The following is a 26,619-nucleotide window of genomic DNA, read 5'->3' on the forward strand; positions in this document are numbered from 1 at the left end:
CGGTGACTCTGCGCAACTACATCTTTGTAGTAGTTGGGTTGCTCAGAGTCACATTCGAGCAGGTCGGAGCCTTAGCAAGCGTGCAGGACCCTCGATGGCAAGTGTCCTCACCTCCTACAACGGGTGACGACGTGCCGGGTCACGCAACACGGGAGACTGACATCACGGTCCATATTTCCGTCGCACATTCGGTGCGCGCCGATTCCGTTGCCCCGCAAGGGGGACCGCACGGCCGAGTCGATCAGGAACCTGTGGACAGGAAACACCGCCGAACCGTGCCATAAGTTCATGATCAACCAGGAAAACGGCACCACCCCGGCGGGGGTCGGCCGTCGGGGTGGGTGAGGGGGTGGGTCAGAAGGTTTCGCGGGGGGTGTGGGTGCCCCAGACGGTGCGGAGGGCGTGGCAGACCTCACCGACGGTGGCGCGCAGGCGCAGGGCCTCGCGCATGGGGTACAGGACGTTCTCGGTGCCATGGGCGGCGGCGCGGAGTTTGTCCAGGGCGGCGTCGACGGCGTCGCTGTCGCGCTCGGCGCGCAGGCGGGCCAGGCGGGCGGCCTGGTCGGCCTCGATCGCCGGGTCGACGCGCAGCGGCTCGTACGGCTCCTCGACGTCGATGGTGAACCGGTTCAGGCCCACCACCACGCGCTCGCGGGAGTCGATCTCCAGCGCGGTCCGGTACGCCGAGGACTCGATCTCGCGCTTCTGGAAGCCGGCCTCGATGGCGTCGACGGCCGAGCCGTACTCGAACACCCGGTCGATCAGCGCCCGCGCCTCGGCCTCGATCTCGTCGGTCATCGCCTCGACCACGTACGAGCCCGCGAACGGGTCCACGGTGGCGGTCAGGTCGGTCTCGTACGCCAGCACCTGCTGGGTGCGCAGGGCCAGCCGGGCCGCCTTCTCGGTGGGCAGCGCGATGGCCTCGTCGTAGGAGTTGGTGTGCAGCGACTGGGTGCCGCCCATGATCGCGCCAAGCGCCTGCGCGGTGACCCGGACCAGGTTGACCTCGGGCTGCTGGGCGGTGAGCTGCACACCCGCGGTCTGGGTGTGGAAGCGCAGCATCCACGACTTGGGGTCCTTGGCCCCGAACTCCTCGCGCATCACCTTCGCCCAGATCCGGCGGGCGGCGCGGAACTTCGCGACCTCCTCCAGCAGCGTGGTGCGGGCGACGAAGAAGAACGACAGGCGCGGGGCGAACGCGTCCACGTCCAGGCCCGCGGCGACGGCGGCGCGCACGTACTCGATGCCGTCGGCCAGCGTGAACGCGATCTCCTGCACCGGCGTCGCGCCCGCCTCGGCCATGTGGTAGCCGGAGATCGAGATGGTGTTCCACTTGGGGATCTCGGTCCGGCAGTAGGCGAACGTGTCGGCGACCAGGCGCAGCGACGGCTTGGGCGGGAAGATGTACGTCCCGCGCGCGATGTACTCCTTGAGGATGTCGTTCTGGATGGTGCCGTTGAGTTTGTCGCCCGGCACCCCCTGCTCCTCGGCGACCAGCTGGTAGAGCAGCAGCAGCACGCTGCCCGGCGCGTTGATCGTCATCGAGGTGGACACCTTGTCCAGCGGGATGTCCTTGAACAGCAGCCGCATGTCCTCGATCGAGTCGATCGCGACGCCCACCTTGCCGACCTCGCCGTGCGCGATCGGCTCGTCGGAGTCGTAGCCCATCTGGGTGGGCAGGTCGAACGCCACGGACAGGCCCATGGTGCCCGCGTTGAGCAGCTGGTGGTAGCGAGCGTTGGACTCCACCGCCGTGCCGAAGCCGGCGTACTGGCGCATGGTCCACGGGCGCGAGGTGTACATGGTCGGGTACACACCCCGGGTGAAGGGGTACTGACCGGGCTTCTCGCCGTCGGCCGGGCCGTAGACGGGCTCGATCGGGAAGCCGGACTCGCTACGCCGCGGTGAACGCTCGTTCATACCCGGGATGTTAGGCGTCCCGGCCGTCTCCCGGGGTGAGGGATAACGCACATCACGTACACCGAGGGTGATGGCAAGGGGACGGAACCGTGAAATTCGGTCCCAGAACCCGCCCACGGCTTTCCCTGCGGCGCGGTGTCGTACAGGATAGGGGAGACTGACCCATTCCCCTTTGCCATCGTCCCCTCTCCTTTGGCGGCATCAGCAGTGACCACCCATGCATCCACCTGGAGCGGCAATCCCTCTTCGGGCCGCGCGGCTCCGGGCACCGTCATCGGCGGACGCTATTCACTCCGCACCGCGATCGGGCACGGCGGTATGGGCACCGTCTGGCGTGCCGCCGACACCGTGCTGCGCCGCGAGGTCGCCGTCAAGGAGGTCGTGCTGCCGCCGGGCCTGGCCGCCAGCGACGCCGCCTCGATGTACGAGCGCACCCTGCGTGAGGCCCGCGCCGCGGCCAGCCTGTCGCACCCGAGCGTCGTCCAGGTCTTCGACGTGGTCACCGAGGGCGGCCGGCCCTGGATCGTGATGGAGCTGCTCGACGCGCGCGGCCTGGCCGACATGGTGATCGAGGACGGCCCGCTGGCCCCCCGCGCGGTCGCGAAGATCGGCATCGCGCTGCTGGGCGCACTGGAGGTGGCGCACGCCGCGGGCGTGCTGCACCGCGACGTCAAGCCGGCCAACGTCCTGATCACCAAGGACGGCCGCTGCGTGCTCACCGACTTCGGCGTGGCCAAGCTGCCGACCGACGTGCAGCTGACCACGCCGGGCATGGTGCTGGGCTCGCCCCACTTCATCTCCCCCGAGCGCGCGCTGGGCCACCGCTTCGGCCCGCCCAGCGACCTGTTCTCGCTCGGCGTGACCATGTACACCGCCGTCGAGGGCCGCCCGCCGTTCGACAAGGGCGACCCGCTGGCCACCATGCACGCCGTGGTCGAGGAGGAGCCGGTCCCGCCGCAGCGCTGCGGCCCGCTGCGCGAGGTGCTGTACGGCCTCATGGAGAAGGACCCGGACCGGCGCTGGGACGTCGCCACCGCCCGCGCCACGCTGCGCGAGCTGCTGGCCGGCCCGCTGGCCCAGAACGCCGTGCCGCAGCACGTCACCGACCCGTGGGCGGTCGTCGCGCCGCAGCCCGCCACCACCGCGTGGGTCACCCCGGCGCAGCCCGAGCGCCCCGCCAAGGAGATCGGTGGCCGGGCGCTGCTGCACACCGGCGAGATGCCCTCCTCCCGGGCGGGCGGCCGCACCCGGCCGAACGCTCCCGACCCGCTGGACATGCCCACCGGGGCGCACCCCGCGCCGACCGGCGCCCTGCAGACCCTCCCGCCCAAGACCGCCAAGGCCGGCCCGTCCGCGCTGGACGGCGTGGTCGGCCAGGTCAAGGCCCTGCCGAAGAAGCTGCGCCTGGCCGTCGGCGCGGGTCTCGCGGGCGTGCTCGTGGTCACCGGCGTGGCCTGGGCCGTGATGGGCGGCGACGGCGAGAAAACGCCCGACGCCGCGATCGGCGCCTCGCCGAGCGCCCCCGCGGCCTCGTCCGCCTCCGCGCAGGTGCCCGAGGGCATGCAGCGGGTGACCTTCAAGAACGTCACGGTGCTGGTCCCCGAGGGCTGGACCCCGGCCAAGTCGGGCAGCTACATCGACTACCGCGACCCCAACGACAAGGAACGCTGGCTGCGCATCAACGTCTACAAGTCGGGCGGCAACCCGACCCGGGAGCTGGAAGGCGCGGAGAAGAACTTCAAGAAGGAAGACCGCTGCCAGAAGGACACCTACCAGCGGGTCGAGCTCAGCGACCAGAAGCTCGGCACGCTGGAGACCGCCGCGCAGCTGGAATACCAGTGCACCCCGCCCAACAAGAACCCGCGGCACGCGATCTGGCGGATCGGGGTCGAGGGCGGCACGGCGTTCCACATCTACCTGTCGACCTGGGAGGACTCGTTCGCCCAGGACAAGGCGTTCTTCGACCAGGCGATCGACTCGTTCACGATCACTACCTGAGAGGTTCGCCGAGCAAGCGGTCGGTGCGCGTGTTATGAAACACCGATGAGCGAGCGAAGCGAGCGACCCAGCCAGGTGACGAGACATGCCGGAAGCACGCGAAGCGGGGTTTCGGCATGACCGACATGTTCGCCGATCGTGTACGCCACTGGATCGCTCAGGACCCTGACCCCGACTCCCGTCAGGAGCTCCAGCAGCTGCTGGACGCCCTGCCGGGCACGGAGGCGGAGCTCGCCGACCGGTTCAGCGGACCGCTGACGTTCGGCACCGCCGGCCTGCGCGGGCCGCTGCGGGCCGGGCCGAACGGCATGAACCTGGCCGTGGTGCGCCAGGCCGCCGCCGGTCTGGTCACCTGGCTCACCCGCCACGAACCCGGCGGCCTGCTGGTCATCGGCTACGACGCGCGCCGCGGCTCGCACGAGTTCGCGCTGGAGACCGCCCGGGTCGCGACCGGCTCCGGGATGCGCGCCGCCCTGATGCCGCGCCCGCTGCCCACGCCGGTGCTCGCGTACGCGGTGCGGGCCATGGACGCGGTCGCGGGCGTGATGGTCACCGCCTCGCACAACCCGCCCCAGGACAACGGCTACAAGGTCTACCTGGGTGAGCACCTGGGCGGCCCGCTCGGCGCGGGGGCGCAGATCGTGCCCCCGGCCGACCAGGAGATCGAGGCGGAGATCCGCGCGGTCAAGCTGCTGTCCGAGGTGCCGCTCGGCCACCCGGGCACCGTGCTCGGTGACGACATCGTGGACTCGTACCTGACGGCGGCCGCCGCGGTGGTGCAGGACGACCAGCCCAAGGATCTGGCGGTGGCGTACACGCCGCTGCACGGCGTCGGCGGCAAGGTGCTCGGCGACGCGTTCCTGCGCGCCGGGTTCGCGCTGCCCGCGATCGTGCCCGCGCAGGCCGAGCCGGACGGCGCGTTCCCGACCGTGGCGTTCCCGAACCCGGAGGAGCCGGGCGCGATGGACCTGGTCCTCGCGCTGGCGGCCGAGCGTCGCGCCGACATCGTCATCGCCAACGACCCCGACGCGGACCGCTGCGCCGTCGCGGTGCCGGTCGGCGACGGCAACGGCTGGCGCGCGCTGCGCGGCGACGAGGTCGGCGTGCTGCTCGCCGACCACCTGATGCGGCTGGGCCGCACCGGCACGTACGCCACCACGATCGTCTCGTCGTCGCTGCTGCGGGCCATGGCCGCCAAGCGCGGCGTCGGTTACGCCGAGACCCTCACCGGGTTCAAGTGGCTCGCCCGCGCCGCGCCCGACCTCGCCTACGGCTACGAGGAGGCACTGGGCATCTGCGTCGCGCCGGGCATGGTCCGCGACAAGGACGGCATCACGGCGGCGCTGCTCGTCGCCGAGCTGGCCGCCGGCCTGAAGGCGGAACTGCGCACCCTCACCGACCGGCTGGACGAGCTGGCCGCCGAGTTCGGTCTGTACGTCACCGACCAGCTCTCGGTGCGGGTGGACGACCTGGCCGAGATCGGCGCGATGATGGCCCACCTGCGCGCCAAGCTGCCGACCTCGCTGCTCGACGAGCCGGTCACCTCCACCGAGGACCTGCTCGACCGCCCCGCCGAGTCGGCCGCCGACGTGGTCATCCTGCGCACCGAGACCGCCCGGGTGGTGGTCCGCCCGTCCGGCACCGAGCCGAAGCTCAAGGCGTACCTGGAGGTGGTCGAGCCGGTCGCCGAGGGCGACGTCGCCTCGGCCCGCGGCCGCGCCGCCGCCACCATCCGCGCCCTGCGCACCGAGGTGGCCGCTGCTCTCGGCATCTGGTCCGTCAGCCCGTAGCGAGACCCCGGACGAAGGAAGGGCACCTTCTTGACGCTCCGCGTTAAGAAGGTGCCCTTATTAACATCTCAGACCGCTGACCTGGGCTTATGGATGCGATCCGAGCGCGCTGGCGGGCGGCGGCGGCGCGGCCGGACGCGGCCTCAGGCCGACGGGGCGATCAGTGGACCGACGTCCCAGACGGTGACGCCGCCGGTGCGTACGCCATCGGTGTCCATCAGGTCGTTGACCAGCTTGCGCAGCACCTCGGCGCGTGGCTCGCGATCGGACAGCACCAGCGCGCCGGCCCGCCAGAACCGCAGGTCGGCGATCAGCCCGTTGCGCATCCGCGCGGTGACCCGGGGCGCTCTCGCACCTTCGGCGACCGCGGCCAGCAGCAGATCGGTGGGGCGCGGTGGCGGCCCGAACACGGCGGTCCCCGGCTCGCGGCCCGGCCCGATGAAGTAGCCGCCCGCGAACGCGTAGTCCGCCCCCGACTGCGCCCACCAGTGCATGCCGTCGCTGTGCTTGTTGCTGGTCACCGGCACCGTGACCAGGGTGCGGCCGGCCGGGACGTACGCCCGCCAGGTCCCTTCGGTGATGAACCGCGGCACCGGCAACCCGCGGTGCGTCAGCAGCGGCAATGGCAGCAGCGGCACCAGCGCGAGCACGACCAGGGCGTACGCCAGCCGCCGCACCGGCAGTTCACCGGCCGACCGGTGCGGCAGCCGTCCGACGGCCTCGATCGCCAGCGCGAGCAGCGCCCCGGCCACCGGCAGCAGCACCAGCCCGAACCGCACCGGCACCACCGACTCCAGCAGCGGCAGCTGACCCAGCGGCCGCCACAGGCCGGGTAGCGCGGTGCGCTCGCCGCCCGCGAACACCTGCTTGCCCATGGCGAAGAGCGCGAACACGGCGCCGGTCGCCAGCAGCGCCCGGACCAGCGCGCGCTGCCACAGCCAGCCCGCCACGGCCAGGGCCAGCACCGCCAGCAGCGGCCAGCCGAGGAACGTGTTCTCCTCGGCGGCGTTCGGCGCGAGCAGCCGGACCGCGTCGACGTTGCCGCCCAGCGACAGCCGCGGAAAGGCGGCGAAACTGGCCAGGTCCGCGCCGTAGGCCGAGGCGCCGGTCGGCAGGCCGCGGAAGCTCTGCGGGCCGAAGAACTGCGACCACAGGGGGTACGCCAGCAGCGCGCCCCCCACCAGCCCGGCGACCCCGGCCGTGGCCAGCACGGGGCGGATCGCCGCCCGCTGCGCGGGCCAGGTCGCCACGGCGTACGCGGCGAGGAAGACCCCGCAGGCCAGTGCCGTGTAGAGCAGGACCTCCTCGTTGACGAACGCCTGGACGGTCACCAGCAGCCCCAGCACGACGCCGTTGCGCAGCCAGCGGCCCGGCTCGCCCATGCGCAGTGCCTGGTGCACCAGGAACGGCACCAGGAACTGGGCGGTCCAGTTCGGGTGCGCGTTCGCCTGGCTGATCATGCCGGGTCCGAAGCCGCACAGCGCCGCACCCACCGCGGCGGCCGCCGCCGAGGTGGTGACGTGCCGCAGCAGGAACCAGTACCAGGCGGCGGCGGTGCCGGCCAGGCCCAGCACCAGCAGCACCGCGAGGCTGATCTGCGGACCCCAGATCGCGGTGACCGGTGCGAGCGGGATGCCCAGGCCGAGGACCACCGTGTTCGCCATCAGGTTGACCCCGTGCGGGGCGTTCATCTGCGTGGTGAAGAACGGAGCGGCGTCGCCGGTCAGCACGTCGAGGCCGTGGCGCAGCACGAACTGGAAGAAGACCTGGTCGGCGATGTTCGCCGAGAGCAGTGCGCGCGATCCGTCCTTCCACAGCCCGGACGTCACGAACACGGCCGCGACCAGGAACCCCACCCCGGCCACGACGTTCACGTTGAAGCGTTTTGGCTGCTCAGTGTGCGTTTTGCCGCGGCGGGGGCGGTCGGCGGGGGTGGGCCGTGCCCGGTGCCACTCCTGAATTTCGGTCTTCACGAGCGTCGAATCTACGGCATTTAGGTAATCTGTCCGGATTAGCCCTGAATGACAGGGAAAAACAGGAATTAATTTCTCGTTGCAGCTATCGGACGGATGCAATCGATGACGACGTACGCCACGGAGCCGAGCCTGCTCACCGGGGACCAGAAGATCCAGGCCGCGGTGCTGGAGAGCCTCGCCGAGGCAGCGAACCACCGCACCTGGTTCGCGGGCATGGCCACCCCGTATCTCGGCGCGCACCCGATCGAGATCGGCAGCGGGCTCGGGGACTACCTGCTGGAGTGGCTGCCGTACGTGGACCGCTTCACCGCCACCGAGGCCGACCCGGAGCGGCTGGTCGAACTCAAGCAGCGCTTCGCCGACGACCGCCGGGTGGAGGCGCGCGAGATGCTGCTGCCCACCGACTCCTCCGGCGACCACACGGCCCTGGTCAGCTACAACGTCCTGGAGCACATCGAGGACGACGTCGCGGCGCTGCGCAGCATGGCCCGGCTGATCCAGCCCGGCGCCCCGATGGTGCTGGTGGTGCCCGCGTTCCCGATCGCGATGAGCAAGGTCGACGTCGCCACCGGCCACTGGCGGCGCTACACCCGCCGCTCCCTCACCGACGCCGCCGTCGCGGCCGGCCTGACCGTCGAGCGCATGGAGTACGTCAACTCGCTCGGCTTCATCTGCTACTTCATCACCGCGCGCCTGCTCGGCATGTCCCCCAAGGGCGGCCTCATGATGCGCGTGTACGACTCCGTCGTCACCCCGATCACCCGCCGCCTCGAATCCCGCCTCCGCCCACCCTTCGGCCAATCCATCCTGGCCGTCCTCCGCCGCCCCTGACCCCACCCCACCGGGTTGATCATGAACTTATGGCACGGCTCAGCGGCGCGTCATGGCCACAACTTCATGATCGAGTAGCGGCTCGCCGCAGACGCGCGGATCCGGGCACACGGGGGATCATGAACTTGTGGCGGTGACACACCGTCGAACCGTGCCATAAGTTCATGATCAACCCGCAGGGGGCGGCAGGCCGGCGGGGGTGGGTCAGAAGCGGGGCATGCCGCCGAATTGGCGGTCGCCGGCGTCGCCGAGGCCGGGGACGATGAACATGTTGTCGTTGAGGTGGTCGTCGATGGAGGCGGTGACCAGGCGCAACGGGAGGCCGGAGTTGCGAAGGCGGTCGATGCCGGCGGGGGCGGCCAGGACGCAGAGCACCACGATGTCGGTGCAGCCGCGGTCGGCGAGCAGGCGGCAGCAGTGCTCCAGCGAGCCGCCGGTGGCCAGCATCGGGTCGAGGACCAGGACCGGCTTGCCGGTGAGGTCGCCGGGCAGGGACTCCATGTAGGCCCGCGGCTCGAAGGTGTGCTCGTCGCGGGCCAGGCCCACGAAGCCCATCGAGGACTCGGGCAGCAGGCTCAGCGCGGCGTCGGCCATGCCGAGCCCGGCGCGCAGCACCGGCACCAGCAGCGGCGGGTTCGCCAGGCGGGTGCCGACGGCGGTCGCGACCGGGGTCTCGACCGGGAACGTGTCGGCCTTGAAGGTACGGGTGGCCTCGTACGCCAGCATGGTGGTGAGCTCGTGCAACGCGGCCCGGAAGCTGGCCGAGTCGGTGCGGGAGTCGCGCATGGCGGTGAGGCGGGCCTGGGCCAACGGATGATCAACGACGAGTACGTCCACGACGTGAAACTACCCGCCCGTAGCCGCCCGCGTCGTGCCAACCGGTGTCGCGGGGTTCCAGCGCCGTGGTGTAGGCGCCACTTGCGGGCATTCGTCCAGCGCCTGGGCGGCGGCGTAGACCGCGTGCATCGCTTCGGCGTACCGCTGGGGGGTGTGCCCGGCGGCGCAGGCCCGCGCGGCCGCGCCGAGGCGGCGGGCGGCGCGGCGGTCGGTGAGCAGTTTCAGCACCGCGTCGCCGAACGAGACCGGGTCCGGGTCGGCCAGCAGGGCGTTGCCGTCGAGGGTGCCGTAGCGGTGCAGGGACGGGTCGGCCAGCACCGCGGGCAGCCCGGCGAGCGCGGCCTCCTGCAGCACCAGGGCCTGCGTGTCGGTACGCGACGGGAAGGCGAACACGTCCGCGGCCGCGTACGCGGCGGCGACCACGTGCGGGGGCTGCTGCCCGGTCAGCACCACCCGGTCGGCGACCCCGGGTCCGGCCGCGCGCAGCAGCCGGGCCAGCCAGCGGCGCTCGTAGACCGCGCCGACCAGCACCAGCCGGGCTTTCGGCGACGCCGCGAGCACCCGGGCGAACGCCGGGACCAGCAGGTCGACGCCCTTCTCCCGGTTGACCCGGCCGACGAACAGCACCACCGGGTCCTTCGGCCCGATGCCATGCCCGGTCCGGAACGCGCCGGCCTCGGCCCGGGACGCCGGGCGCTCCCCCACCCCGGTGGGGATCAGCGCCATCCGCGCCGGGGACACCGGCAGCGCGACCCGGTCGAGCACGGCCCGGGTCGGCACGACGACCGCGCGGGCCTCACCGAGCAGCAGCCGGTTGCCTTCGCTGAGCACCGCGGCGCGCCCGCCGGCGAGCGCCGCGGGCACCCCGAGCCGCCCCGCGTACAGGCGCAGCAGCAGCCGCAGCGCCCAGCCGGGCACCCGGTACGCGTCGGCGTAGGCGTGCAGGTCGGTGTGGTACGTCTGCACCAGCGGCACGCCGAGCCGGGCGGCCAGCAGCACGCCGAGCAGCCCGGCCGGGCCGGGTGTGTGCACGTGGACCACGTCGGGCCGATATCCGGCGAGGTCGGCGACGAGCTGCTCACGGGTGCCCCGGGCGCACAGCGCCCAGCGGGCGAGCCGCAGGTCGGCGACACCGCAGGCGAGCGCCGGCAGCCGCAGCAGGCCAGGCTCGTCCTCCTGGTCCCCGTGGGCCGGGACGACGCAGTGCACGTCGTGTCCGGCGGCGGCCTGAGCCGCGCGCAGCGTGCGCAGCGACGTGACTACTCCGTCGCGGCGCGGCAGGTACGTGTCGGTGAAGTGCATGATGCGCACACCAAGACGGTCGGTGACCAGCGTTGATGTGGCGTTAACGCGGCATGGCGGGCGGATGTGGTGACGGCGGCCACCGATCCGCCGATCCCACGACGTGGACAAGATCGATATTCATGAGACCGCGTAGACTTCGCGGCATGACGGCCACCATCTCACCGTTGTCCGAGGTCACGCGCTCTGACGCGGCGCTGCGGACGTTCCTGCACGGCCTGCCCGGCGTCGACCGGGTCGGCGCGGACGCGCGCGCCGCGGGCCTGGGCACCCGCTCGATCAAGACGACCGCCAAGGCCTGGGCGATCGACCTCGCCATCCGGATGGTGGACCTGACCACGCTGGAGGGCGCGGACACCCCGGGCAAGGTCCGGGCGCTGTGCGCGAAGGCCCGGCAGCCCGACCCGGGCGACCCGACCTGCCCGCCGGTGGCGGCGATCTGCGTGTACCCGTCGATGGTGCCGACCGCCGCCGCGGCCCTGCGCGGCTCCGGCATCCACCTGGCCAGCGTGGCGACGGCCTTCCCGTCGGGTCAGGCCCCGCTGAAGGTGAAGCTGGACGACACCCGGGCCGCCGTCGCCGCGGGCGCTGACGAGATCGACATGGTGATCAGCCGGGGCGCGTTCCTGGCCGGGCGTTACCTGGAGGTCTTCGAGGAGATCGTGGCGATCAAGGAAGCCTGCGGCAGCGCCCACCTCAAGGTGATCCTGGAGACCGGCGAGCTGGTCACGTACGACAACGTGCGGCGCGCGTCCTGGCTGGCCATGCTGGCGGGCGGCGACTTCATCAAGACCTCCACCGGCAAGGTCGCCCCGGCGGCCACCCTGCCCGTCACGCTGATCATGCTGGAGGCGGTGCGCGACTTCCTCGACACCACCGGCCGCAAGGTCGGCGTGAAGCCCGCGGGCGGCATCCGCACCACCAAGGACGCCATCAAGTACCTGGTCATGGTCAACGAGATCGCCGGCGACGGCTGGCTCGACCCGGACTGGTTCCGGTTCGGCGCGTCCACGCTGCTCAACGACCTGCTGATGCAGCGCACGAAGCTCGCCACCGGCCACTACAGCGGCCCCGACTACTTCACTCTGGACTAAGACATGAGCAGATTCGAATACGCTCCGGCACCGGAGTCGCGCTCGATCGTGAAGTTGCAGCCCTCGTACGGGCTGTTCATCAACGGCGAGTTCGTCGACGGCGCGGGCAGCTTCAAGACCATCTCCCCCGCCTCCGAGGAGGTGCTGGCCGAGGTCGCCGAGGCGTCGACCGCCGACGTGGACCGGGCTGTCAAGGCCGCCCGCCGCGCGTACGAGGACGTGTGGGGCTCGATGCCCGGCCGGGAGCGGGCCAAGTACCTGTTCCGGATCGCGCGCATCATCGCCGAGCGCAGCCGCGAGCTGGCCGTGCTGGAGTCGCTGAACAACGGCAAGCCGATCAAGGAGTCCCGCGACGTGGACGTGCCGCTGGCCGCGGCGCACTTCTTCTACTACGCGGGCTGGGCCGACAAGCTGCCGTACGCCGGCTTCGGTGCGGACCCGCGCCCGCTGGGCGTGGCCGGGCAGGTCATCCCGTGGAACTTCCCGCTGCTCATGCTGGCGTGGAAGATCGCCCCGGCGCTGGCCGCGGGCAACACGGTGGTGCTCAAGCCCGCCGAGACGACCCCGCTGACGGCGCTGCTGTTCGCGGAGATCTGCCAGCAGGCCGAGCTGCCGCCGGGTGTGGTCAACATCGTCACCGGCGCGGGCGAGACCGGCGCGGCCGTGGTCAACCACCCGGACGTGGACAAGGTCGCCTTCACCGGCTCGACCGAGGTCGGCCGGATCATCGCGCGGGCCGTCGCCGGCACGAACAAGAAGATCACCCTGGAGCTGGGCGGCAAGGCGGCCAACATCGTCTTCGACGACGCGGCGATCGACCAGGCCGTCGAGGGCATCGTCAACGGCATCTTCTTCAACCAGGGCCACGTCTGCTGCGCGGGCTCCCGGCTGCTGGTCCAGGAGTCCGTCGCCGACCAGCTGCTGGAGTCGCTCAAGCGGCGCATGGCCACCCTGCGCGTCGGCGACCCGCTGGACAAGAACACCGACGTCGGCGCGATCAACTCGGCCGAGCAGCTGACCCGGATCAAGGCGCTGGCCGAGATCGGCTCGGCGGAGGGCGCGGAGCGCTGGTCGCCCGCGTGCGAGCTGCCCGACCGCGGCTTCTGGTTCGCGCCGACCATCTTCACCGGCGTGTCCCAGGCGCACCGCATCGCCCGCGAGGAGATCTTCGGGCCGGTGCTGTCGGTGCTGACCTTCCGCACCCCGGGCGAGGCGGTCGAGAAGGCCAACAACACGCCGTACGGGCTGTCGGCCGGGATCTGGAGCGAGAAGGGCTCCCGCATCCTCGCCATCGCCGACCAGCTGCGGGCCGGTGTCGTCTGGGCGAACACGTTCAACAAGTTCGACCCGACCTCGCCGTTCGGCGGTTACAAGGAATCGGGTTACGGCCGCGAGGGCGGCCGCCACGGGCTGGAGGCCTACCTTGCCGGCTAAGAAGAAGGAGTCCGCGGACTCCGTCGCCTCCGCCACCCGGGTCACCGCGGGCGGGGTCGCCACCGCGCCGCGGCTGGCCGTACGCAAGACGTACAAGCTCTTCATCGGTGGTGCGTTCCCGCGCAGCGAGTCGGGCCGCACCTACGTCGTCGCCGACAGCAAGGGGCAGTTCGTGGCCAACGCCGCCCAGGCCTCCCGCAAGGACGCCCGCGACGCCGTGCTCGCCGCGCGGGCCGCGTTCGGCAAGTGGTCCGGCGCGACGGCGTACAACAAGGGCCAGGTCATCTACCGGATCGCGGAGATGCTGGAGGGCCGCCGCGACGAGTTCACCGCGCTGGAGGTGCCCGCCGCCGAGGTGGACGAGGCCATCGACCGGCTCGTCTGGTACGCGGGCTGGACCGACAAGCTGGCGCAGGTCGTCGGCGGGGCCAACCCGGTCGCCGGGCCGTACTTCAACCTCTCCTCGCCCGAGCCCAGCGGCGTCGTCGCGGTCGTCGCCCCGTCCGCGCCGACCCTGCTCGGCCTGGTCAGCGTCGTCGCCCCGGCGATCGCCACCGGCAACACGGTCATCGTGATCACCGACGCCCCGCGGGTCGCGATCACCCTGGCCGAGGTGCTGGCCACCTCCGACGTGCCCGGCGGTGTGGTCAACATCCTCACCGGCTCGGCCGCCGAGGTCGCCCCGTGGCTGGCCTCGCACAGCGACGTCAACGGCCTCGACCTGACCGGCCTGGCCGACGCCAAGCTGGCCCTCGAACTGGAGCAGGCCGCCGCCGAGACCCTCAAGCGGGTACGCCGCCCGGCCGCCGCCCCGGACTGGTCCGCCGACCCCGGCCTCGCCCCCATGACCGCCTACCTCGAAACCAAGACGGTCTGGCACCCCAAGGGCCTCTGATCGAAGGAAGGGCACCTTCCCATCGCTATGCGTTGTGGAAGGTGCCCTTCCTATCGTTGCACCCAGCTGAGCTGGTCCTTCGCGGGCCGATCGCCGCTGTGGGCGAGCCGTCGGCCGCCCGGCCGGCGCGGCGGGCGTGCGCGGGTTCGTTAGGGTGGCCGACCATGAGCAGCCCCCTTCCCGAATCCGGCCCCGTCGAGCACGTCGGACGCAAAGCCCGGCGGCGGGCCGCGGCCATCGAGGCCGTCGAAGCGAGCCGCAAGGGCTCCGGCCCGCGATTCGCCGGGTTGCGAAGCCTGCTCGTGGTCCTCGGCGTCGCCGCCGCGTTCGTCACGTACATCGCCCTCGGTGGCCACGTCCGCTCCACCGTGCTCGGCTTCGCCTGCTACCTGTCGGGCTGCTCGGCCGCGGGCATGACCACGACGGGCTGGCTGATCGTCGCCGCCCCGGCCGCCGTGATGCTCGTGACGGCGCTGTTCTGGCGCAAGCTCGGCAGGGCCGGCCGGATCGCCCTCGGCAGCACCGCGGCCGTGGTCTACCTGGTCGTCATCACCTTCGTCCCGGGCCGCCGGCGCGACCTGTCGGACCTGATCAAGGGACCGGGCAGTGACGCGGTCGCCGACGGCATCATGTGGGCGCTGGGCGGGGCTGGCGTGGCCCTGCTGTTCATGCTGGTCCTGGTATTCGTCGCCAAGGCCGTCCCGGCGGTCGAGCGCCGCTACGACACCGTCGCGCTGGCCGGCGCGGTGGCGCTGATGGTCGCCGCGCTACCGGTCGCGATCACCAAGAGCGACCCCACGTGGGTACGCGCCGCCGAGGTCTTCCCCACCGAGCTGACCATGAACGGCGACCGGCTCGTGCGCGCCTCCGTCGGCGAGACGACCGGGTGCGACGGGGTGCTGCCCGACGACGCGCTGCTCAACAAGCGCCTGTGCTACCTGACCGTGCGCGCTTCGTACACCACCGACGACAGCGACGCGGTCGCCACGCTCCGCGCGGTGCTGTACGCCGACGACGAGGCCGCCGACGAGGTCCGCGCCGGCCTGCCCCGCGGGACGACCCCGGTCGGTGTCACCGGCGAGGTCCGCACCGTGCTGTCCACCACGTACTCCTGGGTCCTGGTCGGCACGGCCGGGCACGCCGACGGTCGCTCTGTCGCCGTGGACGAGCGGCCCTGGGTCCTCTGGCCGCTGCGGCAGGTCAGCTACCACTTCATCGGCGTACAGGGCGGCCTGTTCATCGATCCCGACCCGGACGACGAGATCCGCCCCCGGACGCCCTGATCGCGCCGGACCTTGTGCAGTTCGTGTCGCTGGGGCAGCACGAACTGCACAAGATCCGAACGCGGCGAGCGGGCTCTGCGATCCTGGTCCGGTGGAGGAGGTGCGGCGTGGGTGAGGCGAGCAGGCTGCGGGCGCGGGCCGCGGAGATCGCCGACGAGGTGCTGTTCCCGGCCGCCCTCGCGGTGGACGCCGCCGACCGCGTCCCGGCGTCCCAGCTGGACCTGCTGGCCGCCGAGGGCTTCTACGGCGTCGCCGCGCGCGCCGACGGGTCCGGCATGGACTTCCCGCTGGCGGCGGCGCTGGTCGAGACCTTCGCGAGCGGCTGCCTGACCACCGCGTTCGTCTGGCTGCAGCACCACGGCCCGGTGCTGGCCGCGGCGGACAGCGAGCGGCCCGGCATCCGCGAGACCTGGCTGGAGCCCCTGGCCAAAGGGGTACGCCGGGCCGGTATCGCGCTGGCCGGACTGCGCAGCCCCACCGCGCCGATGCGGGTGCGCGCCGTCGACGGCGGTTACCTGCTCGACGGGGCGGTGCCCTGGGTCACCGGCTGGAACATGATCGACACGTTGTACACCGCCGCCCGCGACTCCCACGACGACGTGCACTTCCTGTTCGTCGACGCGGCCGACGCGCCGACCCTGTCCACCACACCGCTGGAGCTGGTCGCGGTGCAGGCGAGCCGGACCGTGGACGTGCGCTTCGACGGCCACTTCGTGCCCGCGGACCGGCTCGCCGACGTGCGGGCGTACGAGAAATGGTCGTCTTCGGACGCCTCCGGCTCGGCGCTGAACGGCTTCCTCGCCCTCGGTGTGGTGAGCCGGTGCTGCCGCCTGCTCGGCCCGAGCGCGCTCGACGCCGAGCTGGCCGCGGCCCGCGCCGCGCTGCTCGCCGCGGACGCGGCCGCGGTGCCCGCCGCCCGGGCCACCGCCTCCGACCTGGTGCTGCGGGCCACCGCGCAGCTGACGGTGCGCACCGGGGCGCGGGCGGTGCTGCGCGACGCCCACGCCCAGCGGCTGCTCCGCGAGGCCGCGTTTCTGCTCGTGTTCGGCAACCGCCCGGCCATCCGCGACGCCCTGCTCGCCCGCCTCGGGCCCGCCGCGCCGCGGTGATCCGCGATCCGGCCGCCCGCATCGGTGCGCGCGGATTTCCGCACGGCGCGGGTAAACAAGGCGCGCCCGTCATGACGTCTTAGCCGCGAGACCACCGCGTACCGGCTGAGGAGACCCCCGTGCACCCGGAGTTCGAGGATTACGTCCGCGCCCGTTCCGGGCCGCTGGTCGGCTTCGCCTACCTGCTCTGCCGTGACCGGCACCTCGCCGAGGACCTGGTGCAGGAGGTGCTGGCCAAGGCGTACCACCGCTGGGACCGCATCGAGGCGGACAACCCGGACGCCTACCTGCGCAAGGCCGTGGTGTGGGCGCACTCGTCCTGGTGGCGACGGCTGTCGCACCGGGAGCGTCCACTGGAGACGACCCCCGACGCCGCGGGCGACGACGACTTCGTGCAGCGGCACGCGGTGCGCGACGAGCTGTGGGCGCTGCTGGGGGCGCTGCCCCGCCGCCAGCGCACGGTGCTGGTGCTGCGCTTCTTCGAGGACCTCGACGACGAGCGCATCGCCGAGCTGATGGACTGCTCGCCCGCCACGGTGCGGGTGCACGCCCACCGCGGGCTGGCCGCGCTGCGGACCCGGCTGGCCAACCCGGCGCCGGTGCCGGCCGGCGAGCGGGCCTTCCCTGCGGTGCCCGTCGAGTCGGTGCGGCGGCGGGCGGTCGGCGGGCAGCGGCGGCGGCAGGCCGGGCTGGCCGCGGCGGCCGCCGCCGTGATCGTCGCGCTGATCATGCTGGTGCCCGGCTGGCGGGGAGCGTCGCCGCCGCCGGTGACCACGCCGACCCCGTCGGCGACCGCCTCCCCGTCCGCCGCCCCGTCGGTGCTGGTGCCGGTGGGGTCGGGCGGCGCGCTGCCGTCGTTCCCGTACGAGCCGGGCTGGCTGCCGGCCGAGGTCGGCCCGCTGACGGTGACCTTCGCGCTGGACCTGACCGGGCTGGAGAGCGCCGGCCGCCCCGGGTACGTGCTCCTCTACGCCGGGCCGTCCCCGTACGACTGGGACTGGGAGGCCGCGCGGACGCGCACGGTGCAGGTGAACGGGGTGAACGGAACCCTGCGCACGGGGACGTTCGAGGGTGCGCAGGCGGTCGGCCTGACCTGGCGGCGGGACGGCCGCTGGGTGACGGTGCAGAGCTTCGGCGGCCTGCTGACCGAGGACGAGGTGCAGCGGGTCGCCCGCGAGCTGCGGATCGGCAAGGTCACCGCCACCCCGCGGTTCACGTACTCGCTGGTGCCCGCCGGGTTCGAGGTGAGCAGCCTGGGCGTGGACCACCTGTGCCTGAGCCGGGAGCCCCGGCTGCGCCCGACGGACCCGGTGGGCGTCTGCGTGGGCGTCGGCACGGACACCAGCCAGGTCGGCCCGTGGAGCTCGCTGCTGGTCGGCGGGCTTCCGGCGCGGGTGGAGCGGGCCGATCCGGCCGGGCCGCCGACGACGCTGTGGATCCGGCTGGACGAGCGGCGGGTGCTGTCGATCTCGCAGTACGAGGGCGAGTTGAGCGAGGCCGACCTGATCCGGTTCGCCGAGAGCGTCACGCTGGCCGGGCCTGCGGGGCAGTGACCCACGCCATCGGGCACGATGGACAGCGTGGCGCGCCCGTTCGATCCCCGTCTGCTCCGGCAGGTCCCGTCCACCCGGCGTGACGTGGTCCTGCTGGCGGTGCTCGGGGCGGCCGTCGCCGTCGCCGTCGTGACCGCGGCGGCCGCGCTCGCCCGGGCGCTGGCCGCCGCGGTGGACCTGCGCCTCGATCCCGGCGCGATCACCGTCTTCCTGCTCGCGCTGACCGCCCGCGCCGCGCTCACCAGCGGCCTGGGCGTGGTCGCCGCGCGTATGGCGGCCACCGCCAAGGCGACCCTGCGGGCCGACCTGCTGTCCGCGGTCGGGCGGCGCGGACCCGGCTGGCTGGCCGGGCAGCGGGCCGGCGAGCTGGCCACACTCACCGGCCGGGGCCTGGACGCGCTGGACGGCTACTTCACCGGCTACCTGCCGCAGCTCGTGCTGGGCGTGACCGTGCCGATCGGGGTGCTGGCCACCCTCGCCTTCACCGACCTCGCGTCGGCGGTGATCGTGCTGGTCACCCTGCCGCTCATCCCGATCTTCGGCATCCTGGTCGGCTGGCAGACCCGCAACGCCACCGAACGCCAGTGGCGGCGGCTGCGGATGCTCGGCGGGCACTTCCTGGACATGCTGTCCGGGCTGCCCACGCTGAAGGCGTTCGGCCGGGCCCGCGCGCAGGTCGCCGCGGTGCGCGAGATGGCCGACCGGCACCGGGTCGCGACCATGCGCACGCTGCGCATCGCCTTCCTGTCGGCGCTGGTGCTGGAGCTGGTCGGCACGATCTCGGTCGCGCTGGTGGCGGTGCCGGTGGGCCTGCGGCTGCTGGGCGGCGGCATGACGCTGGCCGCCGCGTTCACCGTGCTGCTGCTGACCCCGGAGGCGTACGCCCCGCTGCGCGCCGCCGGCACCAGGTTCCACGCCAGCATGGAGGGCCTGACCGCGCTGGACCAGGCGTTCACCCTGCTCGCGGCCGCCGACGGCGGAGCAGCCGGGGGTACGCGTACCGCACCGCGCCCCGGCGTGATCGAGCTGCAGAAGGTGACCGTCGCGTACGAGCGCACCACCGCGCTCCGCGACGTCGACCTCACCATCCGCCCCGGCGAGCGCATCGCCCTGGTCGGACCGAGCGGCGGCGGCAAGAGCACCCTGCTCAACCTGCTGCTCGGCTTCACCGTGCCGACCTCGGGCCGGGTCCTGGTCGACGGCGCCGACCTGGCCGAACTCGACCTCGACGGCTGGCGGCGGCAGCTCGGCTGGGTGCCGCAGCGGGCCCACCTGTTCGCCGACACGCTGGCCGCCAACATCGCCCTCGGCGCGCCGGACGCCCCGCGGGAGCGCATCGCGGGGGCGGCCCGCGCCGCGGCGCTCGGCCCGGTGGTCGACGCCCTGCCGCAGGGCCTGGACACCGTGCTCGGCGAGCGCGGCCACGGCCTGTCCAGCGGCGAACGCCAGCGGCTCGCGCTGGCCCGCGCCTTCCTGCGGGACGCTCCCCTGCTGCTGCTCGACGAGCCGACCGCCCGCCTCGACGCCGCCAGCGAGCAGGCCGTGGTCGAATCCACCCTGTCCCTGGTCGAGGGCCGCACCGCCCTGCTCGTCGCGCACCGCCCCGCCCTGCTCGCCGCCGCCACCCGTGTGATCCGGATCGACCAGGGCACCCTCCACGAACTGGTGACCGCATGACCACCCCGCTCCTGCCCGCGTCCACGCCGCCCGGTGCCGCGCTTTCGGGGAAACCGCCGGTATCGGCCTGCCCGCGATCGCGATTTCCCCGAAACCGCCGCCGGACCGGATGCGCCGGTGTGACGTGGTGAGCCGGGGCGGGGTGGTGCGGCGGGTGCTGGCGTTCGCGTACCCGCTGCGGTGGCGGTTCGTCGGGGCCGGGTTGCTGGCGGCCGGGACCGAGGCGGCGGGCCTGGGGTTGATGGCCGCCGCGACGTGGCTGCTGGCGACGGCGGCCGGGCAGCCGCCCCTGATCGCCCTGTCGATCGCGATCGTGCTGGTCCGGGCGCTGGCCATCGGCCGCGGCGTGCTGCGGTACGTGGAGCGGCTGGCGAGCCACGACGCCGTGCTGCGCATGGTCACCGAGGTGCGCGCCCGGATCTTCGCGACGCTGGTCGACCGGCCCCCGGCCCGCCGCGCGGACGCGCTCAGCCGCATGGTCTCCGACGTCGACGCCGTGCAGGACCTGGTGATCCGGGTGCTGCTGCCGATGGCGGCGGCGGGCCTGGTCGCCGACGCCGCGGTCGGCACGGCCCTGCTCGCCGATCCCGCCGTCGCCCTGGTGCTGCTGGCCGGCCTGCTGGTCACCGGGGTGGCGCTGCCGCTGCTGGCCGCCCGCCTGGCCCGGCACGGGGCGGCCCGGCTGGCCCCGCTGCGCGCCGCGTACGCGGCCGACACCGTGGACCTGGTGCACGGCGCGGCCGACCTCGCCGCCTTCGGCGCCCGCCCCGGGTACGAGGCCCGCGGCGCGGCGCACGCCGAGGAGCTGGCCCGGGTGGAGCGCGCCCTGGCCCGGCGCTCGTTCGCGGTGGACGCCGCGGCGACCGCGCTCGGCGGGGTGACCGCGATGGCGGTGCTGGTCACCGCCCTGTCCCGCGGCCTGCCGGGGGTGTGGATCGCGGTGCTCGCCGTCGCCACCCTGGCGGCCGGGGAACTGGCGCTGTCGCTGCTGGCCGCCGCGCGCAAGGGGGCCGAGATCCAGGGCAGCCTGCACCGCGTCGCCGAGCTGCTGGACGAGCCCGGGGACCCCGCCGCAGGGCTGCCGATCCCGGACGGTTCCGTACACCTGCGGCTGCGCGGTGCCGGGGTGCGCTACCGCCACGACGCCGCACCGGCGCTGCACGACATCGACCTCGACCTGCCACCCGGCCACCGGGTCGCGATCGTCGGCCCGTCCGGCGCGGGCAAGAGCACGCTGCTCGCCCTGCTCACCGGGGCGATCCCGCCGGACACCGGCACCGCGACCGCCGAACCGCCGGGGCCGGCCGGGGGCGGCGGCACACCGATCACGGCGTACGACCGCGAGCGGTGGCCGGTTGCCGTGACCGGGCTGCTGGCCGACGCGCACCTGTTCCACGCCTCGGTGCGCGACAACCTGCTGCTCGCCCGTCCCGGCGCGACCGACGAGGAGCTGCTCGCCGCCTGCCGGACCGCCGGGCTGGCGGACTGGGTGGCCGAGCACGGGCTGGACGTACGCGTCGGCGAGGACGGCGCGGAGCTGTCCGGCGGCCAGCGGCAGCGGCTCGCGCTGGCCCGCGCGGTGCTGGCCGACCCGCACGTGCTGCTGCTCGACGAGCCGACCGAGGGCCTCGACCCCGCGCAGGCCGACGCGGTCCTCGCGGCCGTGCTGGCCGACCGCGGCGGCCGCTCGGTGGTGCTGGTGACCCACCGGCTGACCGGTCTGGACGCGTTCGACGAGGTCGTGGTGCTGGACGGCGGCCGCGTGAAGGAGCGCGGAACGCAGGGTTGGGTGCGGGCGCACGGGGGCTGACCCGAACCACTAGGGTGTGCGGAGAGTCACCGACCCGGCAGAGGTCGGCAGCTGAACGGCGGAGGTCAGCAGTGGCAAGCACGCTCTGGGACGAGTACCAGGTCTCGCCGGTCGAGGTGGCCCTGCCGGGCGGCAAGGTCGGACTGACGCTGCGGGCGTACCGGCCCGCGAGCGAGCTGACCCCGACCGACATCGCCGACCGCGAGGACGACGACGCGATCTTCTCCGGCCGCACCGGCCGCCCCATGGGCGTCGCCGACGACGAGGAGCTGCCCGAGTTCGAGTGGACCAAGGAGGCCCTCGACGAGGTCGCCGCCGGTCCCGCCGAGGACGAGGTCGCCGAGCGCGCCGTGGAGGCCGACGAGGCCGAGGAAGCGGACGAGGACGAGGACGAGGAGGCCGAGGCAGTCTCCGACGAGGAAGTCCCCATGTTCCTCTCGCACAAGGGCCGCCTGCTGCTGTTCCTGTCGGCCAAGGGCCTGGCCGACTTCGTCCGCTCCGGCGCCCCGCACGACCTCAAGCAGCTCGAAGGCTGGTCGAAGCTGGCCAAGTCGGTCAAGGCCACCGACGTGGTCGCGGGCGAGGACGACGCGTACGAGCTGGACCTGGTCGTGGAGAACCTGCGCGGCGGTCCGGACGCCTGGGACGCCGAGCTGGTGCTGCGCGCCGGGGAGTTTGCCAGGGACGTGAGCTACGCTCTTCGCCTCAAGCCCGTCATGGTGGCGCTCTCCCCCGGCTCCCCGCTCGACGACCTCGACGAGGCGCTGCGCGCCTCCGAAGAGGGCGGACTCGGTGCTTTCTTCGCGAAGCGCAAGCTGAAGAAAATCGGGGCAGAGCAGGCATCCATCGGCTGGCGCTCGATTATTGGCAAGATCTCTGGCGCTGTGGACTGGCGCGACTGACCCCTAACCAGGGAACATCAGTCTTTGGCACACGAGGGGTCCGGGAGGAGGACGAGTCCGTGGCGCTCGTGCGGGTGTACTGCGGTATCGCGTCGACAGCTCCGGAGGTCGACGCGGGGGACAACCTTGCGGCGGCCGTGAACCGGCTGACCGTCGCCGTTGTCGACGACTCCGGCAGGCTGCTGGAGTTCTGCGTCATCAACGACGATCCGACCGGCTACGCGCTGGTGACGTCGCTGCTGGCGGAGAGGTTCGGCGCGTCGACGATGGTCATGGTGGCCGCGGACAGCGACGACCAGCAGGTCATCTCGCTGCTCGCCGCGTCCGGCCGGGCGATCGCGTACACCGACGACGAGTCCGCCGACGACTTCGCCGACCGGTTCGCCGACGACGAGTCCCTCGACGAGGTCAACTCCTCCCCTGACGAGCGCCGCGCCGTCGGGCTCGCCCGCGCCCTGCAGGCCGGTGTGCTGTCCGCGGTGGTCGGTCCCGCCCCGCGCGAGTTCGTCGCCTTCAAGCCGGTGCTCGCCGCGCACGCGGCGCTGGCCGTCGGCCGGCACGCCGCCGCGGTGGCCCTGCGCGAGGTGCTGCGCGAGCTCTACCCGGCCGCCCTGCGCGCCTACCCCGATCCCGCCGCCCCGGTCGCCCTGGCCGTGCTGGAGGCGCTGCCCGAGCCGGGCATGCTCGCCGGCCAGTCCGGCTCCCGCAACCGCGACAACGGCGCGACCGCCGAGACCGTCGCCGCCCGGCTCGTCGCCGACGGCGTCTGCGACAGCGGCACCGCGCTGGAGGCGGTCACCGCCCTGCGCGTCGCCATCGCCGAGACCCGCCGCACCGGCGTCGGCAAGCAGCTGACCGCCGCCGTGGCCGAGTCCGTGCGGCACAGCGTGGCCGCCGTGCGCGCGTCCGACGCCGCCGGCCTCGCCCTCATCGACACGCTCGCCGACCGCATGGCCCCGCTGCCGGCCGCCGCGCCCGCCCAGCCCGTCCGCCGGACCGGGGTCACCGTCACCTCCGCGCCGCCCGCGATGGCCGCCGCCACCGGCGCCCGCCGCCGCGTGCAGCCGACCGCCGTGACCCCCGCCCCGGCCCAGCCGCGCCCGGTGCAGGCGCCGCCGACCGCGCCCGAGCCGGTGTCCGCCACGCCGCTGGCCCCGCCGCCCGTGGAGCGACCCGCATGGGCGCCCGCCATGCCGCCCGTGCCGCCCGGTTTCGAGCCGACCCCGATCACGGGTACCCCGATCGTCGCCACGCCCGCTGCGGCGCGCCAGGAGGCCCCTGCCGCGCCCACCCGGCAGGCGCCGACCCCGATCCCGCCGCGGCAGGCACCGATCCCGGCGCAGCGCGCCTCCCGGCCGCCGGCCGACGCGGGCAAGCCGTTCGTGCCGACCCTGACCAACGCCGCGATCAGCAGCGAGCGGGCCGCGCGCGGGTTCAACCAGGCCCCGTCGGCCGACCTGCCCGACGAGACCCTCGAGCAGGGACACCTCGGCTACCAGCAGCCCGCCGCCGACCTGGCGGACCCCGCGCCGCGCGGCTACCAGCAACACGCCGAGCCGCCGACCGAGGCGCCGCGTGGCTACCAGCAGCACCCGGCGGAGCCGGCGGACCCCGCGCCGCGCGGCTACCAGCAACACGCCGACCAGCCGAACGACACACCTCGCGGCTACCAGCAGCCCGCTGCCGACCTGCCGGCCGACCGGGCCCGCCGGGGCGGTTACCAGCAGCCTGCCGAGCCGGTGAACGAGCGCGCCCCGCGCGGCGGATACCAGCCGCCGTCCCGCGACCGTGACGACGACCGTGCCCCGCGTGGATACCAGCCATCGGCCGCCGAGCGGCTCGCCAACGAGCTCGCCGAGCGGGCCCGCAGCGGGTTCCAGCAGGACAACCTGCGCGACACCGGGGAGCAGCCGCGCTACAACGGGCCGTCGGCGACCGACGTGCCGAGCGACATCACCCGGATGCCGGCCGACCCGCTGGGCATGCCGCCGCAGCCGCCCGCCGCCCCGGCCGGTTCGCGCGCCAACTGGCCGCTGAACCCCGAGCCGGAGGAGCCAGCGCGCCCCGCCGACGGACGGATCACGCCGCCGTGGCTCGACGACGACCTGGTGCTGCCCGAATCCCCGGCGCTGCGCCTGGTCGACGAGCCGGCCCGGCGCAACGGTCGCGGCGGGCGCGACGAGCCCCCGCTGCGCCTGGTCGACGACAGCGCGCTGACCGGGGCCCGGCCCAAGCCGCGCCGCACCGAGCGGGCCTCCAGCCCGGCCGCCGGCGAGGACGACGATCTGCTGATCTTCGCGTCGGTCTCCTCGGCCTGGTTCAGCGGGCCGAGCAACGACACCGAGACCACCTGGAACTCGACGATGGACAGCGGCTGGCGCGCCGCCGAGCAGGCCGCCCGGCCGCAGGTCGGCAACGACACCACGGCCGGCCTGCCGCGCCGCGTCCCGCAGGCCAACCTGGTGCCCGGCTCCACGCCGGAGCGCGAGGAGCGCCCGCTGCGCATAGTCCGCGACGCCGCCGGCATCGCCGCGCACACCAGCAACTACTTCCGTGGCTGGCGGCGCGGCAACCAGGAACTCGGCGGCGGCCCCGGCCAGGGCGGCTTCGCCGTCGGCGGCCGTCCGGGCCGGGAGTCGGCCAACGGCTGGGACTTCACCCGCGAGCAGGACTCCCGCGACGACCGCGACGACTACAACTACCGCGCGGCCAACTACCGCTGATCGACCACTCGCCCCCGGCAACCGCGAAGATCGCGGTGGCCGGGGGCTTGCTGTCTGCCGCCGCGACGACAGCGGTTCGGGCGGCGATGGTCACGCAGCGTCATGATGTGTTTCTGGCCATAGCCCCTGAGCTTGACCTTCACACGGGGGGCCAGCACGATACGTGTGCGGCAGTGGCTCACACCACTGCCCACGCACCCCTGCACGGCGGAAAGGCATGTCATGAACAGCGCCAAAGGTGGACTGACCCGACGCAGCGCCCTCACCGGCGGACTCGGACTGGCCGCCGGAGCGCTGCTGGCCGCCTGCTCCGAGCCCGACGCGACCGCGGCCGGCGCCACCGGGGAACTCGTGCTCGGTGTCAACCTGGAGCTCACCGGCACCGGTTCGACCTTCGGCAAACTGCAGGAGCAGGCCCTGAAGGTCGGCGCCGACGAGATCAACTCTGTCGGCATCCCGTACGGCGAGGGCCGCCTCTACATCCGGCTGGTCATCAAGGACAACGGCGGCACCGCGGCGACCGCGATGCAGCACGCCAAGGACCTCATCGAGCAGGACCGGGTCAGCGCGATCATCGGCGGCGCGACCGTCGAGACGGCCCGCGCCATCATCTCGGTCGCCGAGCCGGGCAAGGTGCCGTTCCTCTGCCTCAACAGCGGCGACGACATGACGGTGCCGCTGCCCAACCGCAAGTTCGTCTACCAGCTCGGCCCGAACGCCTCGGACGTCGCCGCCGTCATGGGCCGCGAGATCCGCAAACTCGGCCTGGAGAAGGTCGCCGTGCTGGCGACCACGGACGGGCACGGCGACGCCGGTGTACGCGCGCTCCCCCGGGCCATGCTCGCCAGCGGTCACGAGATCGTCGACATGGTGCGCCTGCCCCGGTCCGGCCGGGCCTACGGCAGCGCCGCCGCGCGGATCGCCGACGCGGAGACCGAAGCGGTCATCGTCTGGGCGCAGGCTCCGGTGAGCGCCGCCGCGGTCGCCGCGCTGCGCAACGCCGGTTACACGGGCAAGGTGTTCCTCGACGCCGGCGCGGGCGCGGACGAGACGCTCAACGGCCCCAACAGGCGCGCGATGGAAGGCGCCTACGTCATCCACCCGGCCGTGCTCGCCGGGGCCCCCACGGTGGCCACCACGCCCTCCGGACGGGCCCAGCGCACCTTCATCTACCGCTACATCCAGCAGTACGGGTCGTTCACCGGCTTCGCCCCGTACGGCGCGGACGCGCTGACGCTGATGGCCACCGCCGCGCGCCGTGCCGTCAGCACCGACCCGCAGCGCCTGCGCGGCCGGCTCGAAGGCGGCCCGATCGAGGGCATCACCGGCGCCTACGCCTTCCAGCCCATCTCCCACGGCGGCCTCGAAGCCGACGCCCTGGCCCCCTTCCTCATCCGCCAAAACGCCTGGGTCCGCCTCAGCTGACCCGCCCACCGGCCCCCTCCTCCGGACCAACTCTTAAAGAGTCGCGCCCTCAGACAGTGT

At 73.4% G+C, this 26,619-nt stretch carries 18 protein-coding genes; 14 read left to right on the top strand and 4 right to left on the bottom strand.

Features of this window, described 5'->3' with window-relative positions; translation table 11 throughout:
- Nucleotides 1-354 precede the first annotated feature (354 nt).
- A complete protein-coding gene (locus Cco03nite_RS17995) occupies nt 355-1,920 on the bottom strand; it encodes an acyl-CoA mutase large subunit family protein (RefSeq protein ID WP_203693264.1) in 1,566 nt (521 codons plus the stop codon).
- Nucleotides 1,921-2,127: 207 nt separating this feature from the next.
- On the opposite strand from Cco03nite_RS17995, the gene Cco03nite_RS18000 reads away from it, so the two are divergent.
- Both Cco03nite_RS18000 and Cco03nite_RS18005 read left to right on the top strand, forming a co-directional pair.
- The gene (locus Cco03nite_RS18000) at nt 2,128-3,918 is read left to right on the top strand and encodes a serine/threonine-protein kinase (RefSeq protein WP_203693265.1); all 1,791 of its coding nucleotides are present in this window, start codon (nt 2,128-2,130) and stop codon (nt 3,916-3,918) included.
- Between the two features lie 116 nt (nt 3,919-4,034).
- The gene (locus tag Cco03nite_RS18005) at nt 4,035-5,708 is read left to right on the top strand and encodes a phospho-sugar mutase (protein ID WP_203693266.1); all 1,674 of its coding nucleotides are present in this window, start codon (nt 4,035-4,037) and stop codon (nt 5,706-5,708) included.
- Between the two features lie 143 nt (nt 5,709-5,851).
- On the opposite strand, the gene Cco03nite_RS18010 is transcribed toward Cco03nite_RS18005, so the two are convergent.
- Nucleotides 5,852-7,681, bottom strand: a complete 1,830-nt coding sequence (locus Cco03nite_RS18010; protein WP_203693267.1) for a DUF6311 domain-containing protein — start codon at nt 7,679-7,681, stop codon at nt 5,852-5,854.
- Nucleotides 7,682-7,786: 105 nt separating this feature from the next.
- Here Cco03nite_RS18010 and Cco03nite_RS18015 point away from each other — a divergent pair, with 105 nt between their 5' ends.
- A complete protein-coding gene (locus Cco03nite_RS18015; protein WP_203693268.1) occupies nt 7,787-8,515 on the top strand; it encodes a class I SAM-dependent methyltransferase in 729 nt (242 codons plus the stop codon).
- A gap of 204 nt (nt 8,516-8,719) precedes the next feature.
- On the opposite strand, the gene upp is transcribed toward Cco03nite_RS18015, so the two are convergent.
- The gene (gene upp / locus Cco03nite_RS18020; RefSeq protein ID WP_203693269.1) at nt 8,720-9,352 is read right to left on the bottom strand and encodes a uracil phosphoribosyltransferase; all 633 of its coding nucleotides are present in this window, start codon (nt 9,350-9,352) and stop codon (nt 8,720-8,722) included.
- Between the two features lie 9 nt (nt 9,353-9,361).
- Nucleotides 9,362-10,654, bottom strand: coding sequence for a glycosyltransferase (locus Cco03nite_RS18025; RefSeq protein WP_239167465.1), 1,293 nt, complete (start codon nt 10,652-10,654; stop codon nt 9,362-9,364).
- A gap of 146 nt (nt 10,655-10,800) precedes the next feature.
- Between Cco03nite_RS18025 and deoC the strand changes: the two genes are divergently transcribed.
- The 11 genes from deoC to Cco03nite_RS18080 all read left to right on the top strand — a co-directional run bounded on the left by deoC (nt 10,801) and on the right by Cco03nite_RS18080 (nt 26,559).
- Entirely contained in the window at nt 10,801-11,748 is a 948-nt protein-coding gene (deoC, locus tag Cco03nite_RS18030) for a deoxyribose-phosphate aldolase (protein ID WP_203693271.1), read from the top strand.
- A 3-nt stretch (nt 11,749-11,751) separates the two neighbouring features.
- Complete coding sequence (locus Cco03nite_RS18035; protein ID WP_203693272.1) at nt 11,752-13,182, top strand: aldehyde dehydrogenase family protein; 1,431 nt, start codon at nt 11,752-11,754, stop codon at nt 13,180-13,182.
- A gap of 73 nt (nt 13,183-13,255) precedes the next feature.
- On the top strand, nt 13,256-14,077 hold the full coding sequence (locus Cco03nite_RS18040; RefSeq protein WP_239167466.1) for an aldehyde dehydrogenase family protein: 822 nt from the start codon (nt 13,256-13,258) through the stop codon (nt 14,075-14,077).
- Between the two features lie 164 nt (nt 14,078-14,241).
- Nucleotides 14,242-15,360, top strand: coding sequence for a hypothetical protein (locus Cco03nite_RS18045; RefSeq protein ID WP_203693274.1), 1,119 nt, complete (start codon nt 14,242-14,244; stop codon nt 15,358-15,360).
- A 107-nt stretch (nt 15,361-15,467) separates the two neighbouring features.
- Nucleotides 15,468-16,469: an acyl-CoA dehydrogenase family protein gene (locus tag Cco03nite_RS18050; protein WP_203693275.1), complete on the top strand. Its 1,002-nt coding sequence runs from the start codon at nt 15,468-15,470 to the stop codon at nt 16,467-16,469.
- A 119-nt stretch (nt 16,470-16,588) separates the two neighbouring features.
- Complete coding sequence (locus Cco03nite_RS43075) at nt 16,589-18,022, top strand: SigE family RNA polymerase sigma factor (protein WP_203693276.1); 1,434 nt, start codon at nt 16,589-16,591, stop codon at nt 18,020-18,022.
- A gap of 27 nt (nt 18,023-18,049) precedes the next feature.
- Nucleotides 18,050-19,699 (top strand): thiol reductant ABC exporter subunit CydD, encoded by a 1,650-nt coding sequence (gene cydD / locus Cco03nite_RS18060; protein WP_373314268.1) that lies wholly within the window; start codon nt 18,050-18,052, stop codon nt 19,697-19,699.
- Between the two features lie 127 nt (nt 19,700-19,826).
- On the top strand, nt 19,827-21,509 hold the full coding sequence (gene cydC / locus Cco03nite_RS18065) for a thiol reductant ABC exporter subunit CydC (protein ID WP_239167464.1): 1,683 nt from the start codon (nt 19,827-19,829) through the stop codon (nt 21,507-21,509).
- A 71-nt stretch (nt 21,510-21,580) separates the two neighbouring features.
- Entirely contained in the window at nt 21,581-22,411 is an 831-nt protein-coding gene (locus tag Cco03nite_RS18070) for a SatS C-terminal domain-containing protein (protein ID WP_203693279.1), read from the top strand.
- Between the two features lie 59 nt (nt 22,412-22,470).
- A complete protein-coding gene (locus Cco03nite_RS18075; RefSeq protein WP_203693280.1) occupies nt 22,471-25,134 on the top strand; it encodes a transposase in 2,664 nt (887 codons plus the stop codon).
- A gap of 222 nt (nt 25,135-25,356) precedes the next feature.
- Nucleotides 25,357-26,559 (top strand): ABC transporter substrate-binding protein, encoded by a 1,203-nt coding sequence (locus tag Cco03nite_RS18080; protein ID WP_203693281.1) that lies wholly within the window; start codon nt 25,357-25,359, stop codon nt 26,557-26,559.
- The last annotated feature ends 60 nt before the right edge of the window (nt 26,560-26,619 follow it).

The sequence above is a fragment of the Catellatospora coxensis genome, assembly GCF_016862635.1.
Lineage (GTDB): Bacteria > Actinomycetota > Actinomycetes > Mycobacteriales > Micromonosporaceae > Catellatospora > Catellatospora coxensis.

What these genes read in the sequence shown, in the direction of transcription:
- Cco03nite_RS17995 (WP_203693264.1), bottom strand. Translation starts at nt 1,920, where the DNA reads ATGAACGAGCGTTCACCGCGGCGTAGCGAGTCCGGCTTCCCGATCGAG.
- Cco03nite_RS18005 (WP_203693266.1), top strand. Translation starts at nt 4,035, where the DNA reads ATGACCGACATGTTCGCCGATCGTGTACGCCACTGGATCGCTCAGGAC.
- Cco03nite_RS18015 (WP_203693268.1), top strand. Translation starts at nt 7,787, where the DNA reads ATGACGACGTACGCCACGGAGCCGAGCCTGCTCACCGGGGACCAGAAG.
- Cco03nite_RS18025 (WP_239167465.1), bottom strand. Translation starts at nt 10,654, where the DNA reads ATGCACTTCACCGACACGTACCTGCCGCGCCGCGACGGAGTAGTCACG.
- deoC (WP_203693271.1), top strand. Translation starts at nt 10,801, where the DNA reads ATGACGGCCACCATCTCACCGTTGTCCGAGGTCACGCGCTCTGACGCG.
- Cco03nite_RS18035 (WP_203693272.1), top strand. Translation starts at nt 11,752, where the DNA reads ATGAGCAGATTCGAATACGCTCCGGCACCGGAGTCGCGCTCGATCGTG.
- Cco03nite_RS18045 (WP_203693274.1), top strand. Translation starts at nt 14,242, where the DNA reads ATGAGCAGCCCCCTTCCCGAATCCGGCCCCGTCGAGCACGTCGGACGC.
- Cco03nite_RS18080 (WP_203693281.1), top strand. Translation starts at nt 25,357, where the DNA reads ATGAACAGCGCCAAAGGTGGACTGACCCGACGCAGCGCCCTCACCGGC.